Source organism: Methylobacterium bullatum, assembly GCF_014845095.1.
Taxonomy (GTDB): Bacteria; Pseudomonadota; Alphaproteobacteria; order Rhizobiales; family Beijerinckiaceae; genus Methylobacterium; species Methylobacterium bullatum.
Map to the genome: position 1 here is coordinate 1 of NZ_NKUG01000142.1, position 9,824 is coordinate 9,824.

The window sequence follows — 9,824 nt, forward strand, 5'->3', positions numbered from 1 at the left end:
GAGGCCGATGCCAAGCGCCTCGACCTGGAGCGCCACCGCCTCGCCCACGCCCCCCTGGTGGTCGCCGTCGTCTCCAGCGCCGCCCCCCACGTCAAGATCCCGGAATGGGAGCAGGTGCTGTCGGCGGGCGCCGTCTGCATGAACCTCGTCGTCGCGGCCAATGCGGCGGGCTTTTCCACCGCCTGGCTGACCGAGTGGTTCGCCTACGACCGTCGCATCCTCGACGCGCTGGGCCTCGACCCGCGCGAGAAACTGGCCGGCTTCATCCATGTCGGCCGCGCCCGCGAGGTCCCGAGCGACCGCCCGAGACCCGTCCTGTCCGACATCGTCACACGAGTCTGAGCGGCGCCATGCATTACGATTCCGAGAACCGCACCCTGCCGCACAACCCGCTGAAGGCCCTGGTGGCGCCCCGGCCCATCGGCTGGATCAGCGCGATGAACAAGCAGGGCCACGTCAACCTCTCCCCCTATTCCTACTTCAACGCCGTCGCCACCGGCCCCGACATGGTGATGTTCTCGTCCTTCGGCCGAAAGGACGCGATGACCTTCGCGGAGGAGGGCGGGGAGTTCGTCTGCAACTTCGCCACCTACGGGCTGCGCGACGCCATGAACGCCACCTCGGCCCCCCTCGCCCGGGGCGACAGCGAGTTCGTCGCGGCCGGTCTGACGCCGGTGCCCTCGCGCAAGGTGCGTCCGCCACGGGTCGCCGAATCCCCCGCCGCCCTGGAATGCCGGTGGCTCCAGACCGTGCCCCTGACACCTCTCGACGGCAGCGAGGCCAGTCACTTCCTGGTGATCGGCCAGGTCGTGTCGATCTATGTCGACGATGCCTTCGTCAAGGATGGCCGGGTCGATACCGGCGCGATGCACCCGCTCCTGCGCGGTGGCTATTTCGACTATTTCAGCGTCACCGACGAGGCACGTTTCGAGTTGAAGCGCCCTCCCGGAGCGGGTCAGTAGCCTCGTCTCAGCCTCTATCCCGCAAGAGGTGCAAGCTCAGCCATGGACAAGGGCGGCCGGGGAGTGCTTCGTGCCAAAAAGGGAACCAAGGCCGGGGCCGAATGCTTAATGGGCCGAGCCGCCGTGGGGCAGCTCATTTCCGCGAACCGCCTGAGGGGGCGCTCGCAGAGGTCTGCATCTTATGATCGTCAAGTTCACTGTACCGCTCCTCATCGCCGCCGGTCTTGCGACTCCCGCCCTGGCACAAGCGACGAACCGCCCGCCGACCATGCTGATCCATGGCAATTACTGCGGGCCCGGCAACAATGCCCCACTCCCGCCCATCGATGCCCTCGACGCGGCCTGCGCCCGGCACGACGCCTGCACGCCGGATGGCGGGTTGCCGACCAAGGCCTGTAACCTGCGTCTCCAGCGCGAGGCCGCGCTGGTCTCACGCGACGTGCGCCAGTCCGACGATCTCCGCTCGCTCGCCGGCCTGATCTCGGTGACAGCCTCGATGATGCTGGCGGATACGGCACCGCGTTCCACCCCCACCACGACGGCGACCTCCGTCAGCCACGACGCCGTCTCGCCCGAGGCCCAGCGCGGGCCGGATGCTCGGGCCGTGTCGGCGGTCGAGGATGGCGAGGACGCCGAATAGGTCGTCTCCGAAGCGCATTCACGCTGAAGCGCTTCATCCCTGGCATCGTCCGCTGAATTCCCTGACGAATCCTGCCTGATCCGGTTCGAGGACGAGTTTCGCTTCGAACCCGTCATTCTGTGCCGCCTCGACCTCACCGGCGAGGTCGCCCCCGGGTAGGCATGGCGTATCGATCGCCGTGACCCTCGCCGCCGCGGCGGTGAGGCGAATCAGGGCGCGGACCTGGGCGAGAGGCGAGCTCAGCCCGCCCGCGCGATCGCGGGCGGTGGGCGCTCCGATTTCGGCCTTCACGGCCGCGGCGTCCCAGGCGATGCCGACGAGGCGTTCCCCCGCATCCGCGAGGGTGTGCAGGGCCAGCGCGCCCCTTGCCGTTTCGATGAAGGCGAGGATCTGCGTCGCTCCATCGGTCAGCCCCTGCATCGCCTCCTCGACGGCGAGGCGCGCGCCGAGGCGCATGATGTCGCGGGCGCCCTCGCAACGGGGCAGGACGATTCCGTGCGGTGCCGCGGCCATCATCGCCGGGAGGTCGCGTTCCAGGTTGTGCGAGCGCAGGTAGAACGGCGGTGCGCCCTGTCGGCGCTCGGGGAAGAAAGCCGGCGACGCGAGGCCCGTCACGTCCACGATCAGCGCATGCGCGTCGCTCGCCATCGCCGCCGCGACGGCTCGTGCGTCGCCGGGGACGATCAGGAATGCGCGCATGACGGCCTCTCCGAGGGGTTGGTGCGGGACGCCCGATGGCCGAGCACCGTCATGGAACCGGTCCCTGGCTGCGGCCCATACGCTCGGCGAGGAAATCCACCAGCACCCGGATGCGGGCGGGCATGGCCGGGCCGCCGACGAACACCGCATGGATCGCCTCCCGGTCCTGGGGATTGTACGCCTCCAGAAGCGGCAGGAGTCGGCCCGCTGCGAGATCCTCCGCAATATGGAAGGTGCCGACGCGGGTGACGCCGATGCCCTGCAACGCGAGTTGCACCAGGGTCTCGCCGTTATTCGCCGCGATGTTGCCGCGCACCGCCAGGAGGTGGTCGCGCCCGTCCTCGCGGAACGGCCAGCCCGGCTCGATCCGGCGAAAGTTGAAGTCGAGGCAGTTATGGCCGGCCAGATCCCCCGGAACCCGTGGCGTGCCGGCGCGGGCGAGATAGGCGGGCGAGGCCACGACCATCCGGCCGGTCTCGCCGAGGCGCCGGGCGGTGAGCGGGCTGTCGGCCAGCGGCCCGAACCGGATCGCGAGATCGGCCCGCCCGCCGATCACGTCCGCGACCTCGTCGCTGAGGTCGATCTCCACCACGATCCCCGGATGGCGGGCGACGAAATCGCCGATGAGGGGAACCACCACACGCCTGCCATGGGCCATCGAGGCGCTGACGCGGACCCGGCCGCGCGGGCAGCCCTGGTCGGCGATCTGCGCTTCGGTCTCGTCGAGATCGGCCAGGATCCGCCGCGCCGCCCGGGCATAGGTCTCGCCCTCGGCGGTGAGGTGCAGGGAGCGCGTGGTACGCACGAGGAGCCGGACGCCGAGCCGGGATTCGATGCGTGCCACCACCCGGCTCACGGCCGAGGGCGTCAGGCCGAACCGGCGCGCCGCCGCCGACAGGCTGCCTTCCTGGGCCACGGCGAGGAAGAGGGCCATGTCTCCGGCCCGGTCGACCCTGTCGCGCAGCATTGATGCCTCCGGCGCACGGATGTTGGTCCCAGCCCGATACTACCTGGGAGAGGCGGTATCCGCCATGTGCTGGTCTGGAACAGACGGAAAGCACTCATCATGAGACTCAACCTTCCCCTGCTGGCGCTCTCGGCCGGTGCCTTCGGCATCGGCGTCACCGAGTTCACGCCGATGGGCATGCTGCCCCTGATCGCGAACGATCTGCGCGTCTCGATCCCGGCGGCGGGTCTCGTCGTCAGCGCCTACGCGATGGGCGTGCTCCTCGGCGCGCCCCTGATGACGCTGGCCTTCGCCCGGATGCCGCGCCGCCGCCTGCTCGTCGGATTGATGGGCATCTTCACCCTCGGCAACCTCCTCTCGGCGATGGCCGACAGCTACGCGATGCTGGTCGTCGCCCGCCTCGTCACCTCCCTGAACCATGGCGCATTCTTCGGGGTCGGGGCGGTGGTGGCGGCCGGCATCGTGCCGCCCGAGCGTCGCGCCGCCGCCGTCGCCGCGATGTTCTCCGGGCTCACCATCGCCACCATCGGCGGCGTGCCGCTGGCGGCCTGGATCGGGGAGATGCTCGGCTGGCGTGCGGCTTTCTGGGGCATCGCCGCGGTGGGGGCCGTGGCCATGCTGTCGCTGCGCCTGGCCCTTCCGCCCCTCGAGGCCGAGGCCGGTGGCGACATGCGGGCCGAACTCCGCGTTCTCATGCGGGGGCCGGTGCTCGCCGCCCTCGCCCTGACCGTGCTCGGGTCGAGCGCGATGTTCACGGTGTTCACCTACATCGTGCCGATCCTGCGGATCGAGACCGGGGCCGCGACGCCGTTCGTGACGGTGATGCTGGTGCTCTACGGAATCGGCCTCACCGTGGGCAACTGGGCCGGCGGGCGCTTCGCCGACCGCTCGGTGGACGGCACGCTCTTCGCCTCGCTGGGCGGACTCGTGATGGTGCTGGCCCTCTTCGCCTGGGGCGTGCGCTGGGAGGTGCCGGCCGCCATCCTGATCTTCCTCTGGGGCGTCGCCAGTTTCGCCCTGGTGCCCCCGCTCCAGATGCGGGTGATGGAGCAGGCGCAAGGGGCGCCCAACCTCGCCTCGGCCATGAATATCGGTGCGTTCAACCTCGGCAATGCCATCGGTGCCGCCGTCGGCGGAGGCGTGATCGATGCGGGTCTCGGCTACCCGGCCGTTCCCCTCGCCGGTGCCGCCATGGCCGCTGCGGGCCTTGCGATGCTGGTGGCCCTGCGCCGGGGGCGGCGCGGGGCGGCGGAACCTGTCGCGTCCTGAAACTTATGCAGGTTCGGGACGGCGCGGACGGCGCTTCCTTTAATCTTTGTTTACCATGATCGGAACAGGTTGAGACTCAGGCCGACATCGTCAGGTCCGCCTGCAGCCGGACGGCCATGTTCCTCTTCACCACGCCCCCCGCCAGCACTCGCGAGACCGGCCTCGGCCGGGACGCGGGCACGCGGAACGGGGCGACCACGGGGACGCCCGCCGGATCGGCTTCGGCGGGCGTGGTCGATGCGATCCGCAGCGGCGCGCGCAGCACCGGCACCGAGTTCGACTACCTTCTCGCCACGGCCAAGCGCGAATCCTCCCTCGACCCCTCGGCCAAGGCCGCCACCTCCTCGGCCACCGGGCTGTTCCAGTTCATCGAACAGACCTGGCTCGGGACGATGAAGAATGCGGGACCCAAGCTCGGCCTCTCGGCCTATGCCGACGCCATCACCGCCAGACCCGACGGCACCTACACGGTGCAGGACGCCTCGGCCCGCCAGACCATCCTGGATCTGCGCCGTGACCCGGCGGTGGCCGCCACCATGGCGGGCGCCCTGACCCAGCGCAACGGCGAGGCGCTCACCGCCGCCCTCGGGCGCGAGCCCACCAGCGGCGATCTCTACGCCGCCCATGTCCTTGGTGCGCGCGGGGCGGCGACCCTGATCGGCACCGCTCAGGCGAGTCCGGCCCGCGCCGCCGCCCTCGACATGCCGGAGGCGGCCGCCGCCAACCGGAGCCTGTTCTACGACAAGACCGGCCGGCCTCGGGGCGCCGCCGAACTCTACGCCCTCCTGTCCGCCAGCCAATCCGCCTCGCGGCCCGCCCCCACGGCCCTGGCGGGCGCCGCCATCGAGCCGGCCTCCACCGCCGATCCCGTCTCTGCCTATGCGGCCATCGACGGCGGCGGATTGCGGGCGCTGTTCCAGACCGACAAGCGCCAGGGCGCGATGTCCGAGGGGGTCGCCCGCCTGTGGCAGGGCAGGGCCGCGTCGCCGCCGGCCTCCTCGCCGCAGCCGACCCGCAGCGCGCCCACCTATTTCCCGCGCTCGGACGGGACGGGAGAGACGGCCTCGACAACGGCTGCAATCCCCGTAGAGCCGGCGAAGGTCGCGGCGACGGCGTCGCTTGCCGCCGCCCCGGCCACCGCTCTCGTCGGCGCTCCGCTGCCCCCGCGCCGGCCCGCCGAATTCACCGCCGCCGCCTCCCGGCAGGCCGGCACCGTCGCCTCCAAACCTCTCGATCTCTCACTCTTCGCGACCCGGAGCGGTCAATGATCATCCGCCAATTCCTGTCCTGGACCCGTGACGCCTCCATCGACCGTCGCGCGGAGGCGGCGGCGGCGCTGACCCGGGCCTATCTCTATGGCGGGCTCGATGCCGGGGCGGCGCGCGACGCGCGCTCGGCGATCCTGGCGCTCCTCGACGACCCGGCCCCCGCCGTGCGCCGCGCCCTGGCGCAGGCCTGCGCCGGTTGCGCCACCGCGCCTCGGCCGCTGGTCGTGGCCCTGGCCGGCGACCAGCCCGACATCGCCGCCCTGGTCCTGCGGCGCTCGTCCGTCCTCACCGATGCGGATCTCGTCGACGGCATCGCCGTCGGCTGCGAGACCACCCGCACCGCTATCGCCGGCCGGCTCGGCCTCTCCCACGCGGTGTCCGGGGCCATGGCCGAGATCGGCGGCGTCCCCTCCCTCACCGCCCTGGTGCGCAACCGGAGCGCCGGCATCACCACCGGAAGCCTGCTGCGCATGGTGGAGCGGCACGGCGACGATGCCGGCCTCAGGAACGCCCTGACGATACGGGCCGATCTACCCCTCGAAGTGCGGCAAGCCGTCACCGCCCGCGTGGCGGCATCCCTCTCGGCCTTCGCCGTCGCCTCGGGCTGGCTCACCCCGGCGCGCGGGGAGCGGGCGAGCCGCGAAGCCCTGGAGCGCAGCACCCTGGAGGTGAGCGCCGGGGCCGACGGGGCGGACCTCGCCCGCCTCGTGAGCCATCTGCGCATCCGGGGCCAGCTCAATGCCGGCCTGATCCTGCGGGCGATCCTGTCGGGCCGCATGGCCTTCGCGGAGGCGGCCTTGTCCGATCTCACCGGCCTGAAGGCCGACCGCGTGGCCGGGCTGATGCACGACCCCTCCGCCTCGGGCTTCGCCGCCCTCCACCGCCGCGCCGGATTGCCGGCCGTTCTGCTGCCTGCCTTCGTGGCCGCACTCTCGGCCTGGCGCGAGGCCGATCTCCAGGCCGAGCCCGGCCAAGCCAAGCCCGGGAGTGCCACCCTGTCGCGCCGGATGATCGAGCGCGCGCTCACCGCCTGCGAGACCATGCCGCTCGCCGAGGCGCAGAGCGTCATGGCGCTTCTGGCCCGCTACGAGGCCGAGGCCGCCCGCGAGGAATCCCGCGTCGCCGCCAAGGCCATGGAGGCGAAGGCGAGCCGGGAGACCCGGACGCGCATGCAGATCCTCGACGTGGAATGGCGCCTGGCGCAGCAGCTCGTCTCCCAGCGGCCGGCCCAACCCACGCCGCTGGCGCTTCAGCCCATCCGCATCGACACCGTCGTCGAGCGGGGGAGGACGGTTGAAGCCGTGCTCGATTCTTTGTCCGACGGTCTGATGGCGAGTGTTCGCGAGGCGAGGGCGCAGGTTCGCCCGCTCGCCGCCGCGCCCATCGACCTGACCGGCCACGACCTCGTGACGATCGACGTGCCATCCATCGTCGTGTCCCAGCCGGAATTCGATGTCGTACCCGACCCCGTTCGGATCGATGTCGGCATGTCGCCGACCCGCGACGTCGATGCGGTCCTGGACGCGATTCCCGACGCCCTCATCGCCAGCTACCGCGCCGACCGCGACAGGATGCGCCTCGCCGCCTGACCCGGAGCGGCCATCCGGCGCCATGATCGTCGCCCCTTCGCCCTCATCCGGCTATGAGGGCGGCATGACAGGCACCGACACCCGAGCCGTTCTCGCCGGCCTCGCCCCCGTGGCCGCCCTGGTGGGCTCGATCGTCTGCCTCGTGATCGGCACCTCCTTCGCCAAACAGCTGTTCCCGGTCATCGGCGCGGAGGGCACCTCCGCCTACCGCGTCACCCTGGCGGCGGTGCTTCTGCTGGCCGTGTGGCGGCCCTGGCGCCGGACCCTCGGCCGGCGGGATGCCGGTGTGGTGGTGCTCTACGGGCTCGTGCTCGGCGGCATGAACCTGCTGTTCTACCTCTCCCTGCGGACGATCCCCCTGGGGCTCGCCATCGCCATCGAGTTCGTCGGGCCGCTCCTCGTGGCGGTGGCCTCGTCGCGGCGCGCCGTCGATCTCGTCTGGGTGGCGCTCGCCATGCTGGGGCTGTGCCTGCTGCTGCCCCTGGATCGGGCGAGCTCCGGCCTCGATCCCGTCGGCGTCGCCTGCGCGCTGGGCGCGGCCCTGTGCTGGGCGCTCTACATTCTCGTCGGCCAGAGGGCGGGGCACCTGCCCGGCGGGCAGGCGGTGGCCCTCGGCATGAGTGTCGCGGCCCTGGTGATCCTGCCCTTCGGGATCGCTCAGGCGGGCATGGCGCTGCTCTCGCCCTCCCTCGTCGTGGCCGGCCTCGCCGTGGCGATCCTGTCGAGCGCGATCCCGTATTCCCTGGAGATGGTGGCGCTACGGGGCCTGCCGCGCCAGACCTTCGGCATCCTGCTCAGTCTCGAGCCGGTCTGCAGCGCGCTCGCCGGCTTCCTCATCCTCGGGGAGCGCCTCACGCCCCTGCAGGGTGCCGCCATCGCCTGCATCATGGCGGCCTCGGTGGGTAGTACGGTCGGTGCGTATCGGGCGAAACGAGAGAATCTGCGTCAAGCTGGGTGAGCGAGGAAAATATAGTCCCTACAGTCTATTGCAGGCGTCCGTTCTTGCAATCGATGAGGATCTGCGTCGCTGACGCGGCACGTCTTGCCCCGGCGCTCCGGGCGCCCGCAAAACGTGCCGGCACTGACGGGGTCGGGAAAAGCCGCGCCCCTTCCCCGGACGGCTGGAGCGCCGGCGGGACCCGATCCGGCGGCCGGCGCGAGACGCCGCGCAGCGTCACGTCAGCCGAACTGTTCGCGAAGAATCCGCTCGTCGAGGCTGTGGCCGGGATCGTGGAGGAGGGTGAGGTCGGTCTTGAGGTCGAGCCAGGTCTCCACCGTGCAGACCCGGCGGAACTCGGTGTGGTCGGCCACCGCGGCCACCGGGCGATGCGCCGCGTCGAGCACCTCCACCTGGATGCGGGCGTGATCCGGCAGCAGGGCGCCGTGCCAGCGCCGGGGGCGGAAGGCCGAGATCGGGGTCAGCGCCAGGAGCCGCGAATTCAGGGGCAGGATCGGGCCGCCCACCGAGAGGTTGTAGGCGGTGGAGCCGGCGGGCGTCGCGCAGAGCACGCCGTCGGCGATGAGCTCGGGCAGGCGCACATGTCCGTCCACCGAGATCTTCAGCTTGGCGGTCTGGTGCGTCTGGCGCAGCATGTAGACTTCGTTGATGGCACGCGCCGTGTGCCGGCGCCCCTCCACGTCCACCGCCTCCATCATGAGCGGGTGGATGGTGCTGCGCTTGGTGCTCTCCAGCCGTTCGAGGAGGTTGTCCTCGCGCCACTCGTTCATCAGGAAGCCGACGGTGCCGCGATTCATGCCGTAGATTGGCGTGCCGGCCAGCATGAAGCGGTGGAGCGCCTGCAGCATCAGCCCGTCACCGCCCAAAGCCACGATCACGTCGGCCTCCTCGGGGGCGACGCTGTCGTAGCGCCGCATCAGCGTGTCCGCTGCGCTCCTCGCATCGGCGGTGGGGCTCGCGATGAAGGCGATCCTCTGGAAGCGCCGCGCCATGGATGATCGTCCGCTCGTGTTGACGCCGGGCTTCGCCGCGCGCCTCATTCCCCTCGGAACAGGCCGCTGACCCGGAGACCCATAGCATGGAGCGTCCGCTTCTCGTCTACACCACCTTTCCCGATGCCGAGACGGCGCTGGCCATCGGCGAGGAACTGGTGCGCGGGCGGCTCGCCGCCTGCGTCAACGTCCTGCCGGGAATGCGGTCGGTCTATGCCTGGAAGGGGGCGGTGGAGCGGGGTGAGGAGGTCGTCGCCATCCTCAAGACCCGGGAGGGGCTCGCCGATTCCCTCGCCGCCGCGCTGAGGCAGCGCCATCCCTACGAGACGCCGATCATCCTGCATCTCGCCACGAGCGGGGCCGATCCCGACACCGCCTCGTGGATTCTCGCTGAGACCGGCGGTTGAGGCGCGTCCGATCGCCATCCCGCCGGGCCATGAAAAACCCCGCCGCGGCGGGGCCTGGCGGGGAGAATCTGTG

The 9,824-nt window shown here is 71.2% G+C and carries 11 protein-coding genes; 8 read left to right on the plus strand and 3 right to left on the minus strand.

The genetic code is table 11. From position 1 onward, the window contains the following. From MBTS_RS18750 to MBTS_RS18760, 3 genes are all read left to right on the plus strand, one after another. On the plus strand, positions 1-342 hold a 342-nt coding region (locus MBTS_RS18750; RefSeq protein WP_192216223.1), incomplete at its 5' end, for a nitroreductase family protein. 8 nt (positions 343-350) lie between these two features. Continuing rightward, positions 351-962, plus strand: a complete 612-nt coding sequence (locus tag MBTS_RS18755) for a flavin reductase family protein (RefSeq protein WP_018043645.1) — start codon at positions 351-353, stop codon at positions 960-962. 181 nt (positions 963-1,143) lie between these two features. Then, a complete protein-coding gene (locus tag MBTS_RS18760; RefSeq protein ID WP_192216224.1) occupies positions 1,144-1,602 on the plus strand; it encodes a phospholipase A2 family protein in 459 nt (152 codons plus the stop codon). A 33-nt stretch (positions 1,603-1,635) separates the two neighbouring features. Here MBTS_RS18760 and MBTS_RS18765 read toward each other — a convergent pair whose 3' ends face one another. Beyond that, positions 1,636-2,301, minus strand: coding sequence for an aldolase/citrate lyase family protein (locus MBTS_RS18765; RefSeq protein WP_192216225.1), 666 nt, complete (start codon positions 2,299-2,301; stop codon positions 1,636-1,638). 49 nt (positions 2,302-2,350) lie between these two features. After that, a complete protein-coding gene (locus tag MBTS_RS18770) occupies positions 2,351-3,268 on the minus strand; it encodes a LysR family transcriptional regulator (protein WP_192216226.1) in 918 nt (305 codons plus the stop codon). 99 nt (positions 3,269-3,367) lie between these two features. On the opposite strand from MBTS_RS18770, the gene MBTS_RS18775 reads away from it, so the two are divergent. The 4 genes from MBTS_RS18775 to MBTS_RS18790 all read left to right on the plus strand — a co-directional run bounded on the left by MBTS_RS18775 (position 3,368) and on the right by MBTS_RS18790 (position 8,352). Then, complete coding sequence (locus tag MBTS_RS18775; RefSeq protein ID WP_192216227.1) at positions 3,368-4,537, plus strand: MFS transporter; 1,170 nt, start codon at positions 3,368-3,370, stop codon at positions 4,535-4,537. A 116-nt stretch (positions 4,538-4,653) separates the two neighbouring features. Next, complete coding sequence (locus MBTS_RS18780; RefSeq protein ID WP_192216228.1) at positions 4,654-5,805, plus strand: lytic transglycosylase domain-containing protein; 1,152 nt, start codon at positions 4,654-4,656, stop codon at positions 5,803-5,805. After that, entirely contained in the window at positions 5,802-7,394 is a 1,593-nt protein-coding gene (locus MBTS_RS18785; protein WP_056149594.1) for a DUF2336 domain-containing protein, read from the plus strand. The genes MBTS_RS18780 and MBTS_RS18785 overlap by 4 nt, the downstream gene beginning before the upstream one ends. 64 nt (positions 7,395-7,458) lie before the next feature. Beyond that, positions 7,459-8,352: an EamA family transporter gene (locus tag MBTS_RS18790; protein WP_192216229.1), complete on the plus strand. Its 894-nt coding sequence runs from the start codon at positions 7,459-7,461 to the stop codon at positions 8,350-8,352. Positions 8,353-8,573: 221 nt separating this feature from the next. Here MBTS_RS18790 and MBTS_RS18795 read toward each other — a convergent pair whose 3' ends face one another. After that, complete coding sequence (locus MBTS_RS18795; RefSeq protein ID WP_018043637.1) at positions 8,574-9,344, minus strand: NAD kinase; 771 nt, start codon at positions 9,342-9,344, stop codon at positions 8,574-8,576. A gap of 86 nt (positions 9,345-9,430) precedes the next feature. Here MBTS_RS18795 and cutA point away from each other — a divergent pair, with 86 nt between their 5' ends. After that, positions 9,431-9,751 (plus strand): divalent-cation tolerance protein CutA, encoded by a 321-nt coding sequence (gene cutA, locus MBTS_RS18800; RefSeq protein ID WP_147832984.1) that lies wholly within the window; start codon positions 9,431-9,433, stop codon positions 9,749-9,751. Positions 9,752-9,824: the final 73 nt, after the last annotated feature.